Here is a 932-nt window from a genome sequence, read left to right on the forward strand (position 1 = left end):
CTGACCACCGGCGACATCGTCGCCCTCAGCTCGGCCCAGGTCGGTGTGCTCAGCTCCGCCCAGGTGGCAGGCCTGACGACCGACCAGCTCACCAACTTCAGCACCGACGACCTGCGGGCCCTCGGCAGCGCCGCGCTGCGCGCCCTGTCCACCGCCCAGATCGCCGCGCTCTCCAGCGACCAGATCGGCGCGCTGAGCAGCAGCCAGGTGGCGATGCTCACCACGGCACCGCAGGTGGCCGGCCTGAACAGCGATTCGCTGAACGCGCTGACCAGCAGCCAGATCGCCGCGCTGACCAGTGCCCAGGTGGCCGCCATCGGTACCGCGCAGATCGCCACGATGACCAGCGAGGACGTCGTCGCGCTCGGCACGGCCGGCATCAAGGCGCTCGGCTCGGCCCAGGTCCATGCGCTGAGCACCGGCAATATCGAAGCGCTCACCACCGCCCAGGCCGGCGTGCTGAGCTCCGGCCAGGTGGCCGGCCTTGGCACCGCCCAGCTGGCCGTGCTGGAGACCGATGACCTCCGCGCGCTGGGCAGCGCTGCCCTGCGCTCGCTGAGCAGCTCGCAAGTCGCGGCCCTGGACAGCGACCAGATCGGCGCGCTGACCAGCGCCCAGGTCGCCCAGCTCACCACCGCCCAGATCGCGGCGATGGGCAGCGACACGCTCAACGCCCTGACCAGCTCGCAGATCCCCTCGCTGACCAGCTCGCAGGTGGCCGCCATCGGCACCGCGCAGGTGGCCACGATGACGACCGAAGACGTCGTCGCCCTGGGCTCCTCCGGCCTCAAGGCCATGGGCTCGGCCCAGATCCATGCCCTGACCACCGGCGACATCGTTGCGCTGACCACCGGCCAGGCGGCCGTGCTGAGCTCGGCCCAGGCCGCCGGCCTGACGAGCACCCAGCTCGCCGCGCTGGAGACGGACGACCT

At 72.0% G+C, this 932-nt stretch carries 1 pseudogene; it reads left to right on the forward strand.

The window, feature by feature from the left end:
- Window positions 1-932: pseudogene (locus tag B0W88_RS34150) on the forward strand (heme utilization protein); the annotation flags it as partial.

The sequence above is a fragment of the Pelomonas sp. KK5 genome, from assembly GCF_001984095.1.
Classification (GTDB): Bacteria; Pseudomonadota; Gammaproteobacteria; order Burkholderiales; family Burkholderiaceae_C; genus KK5.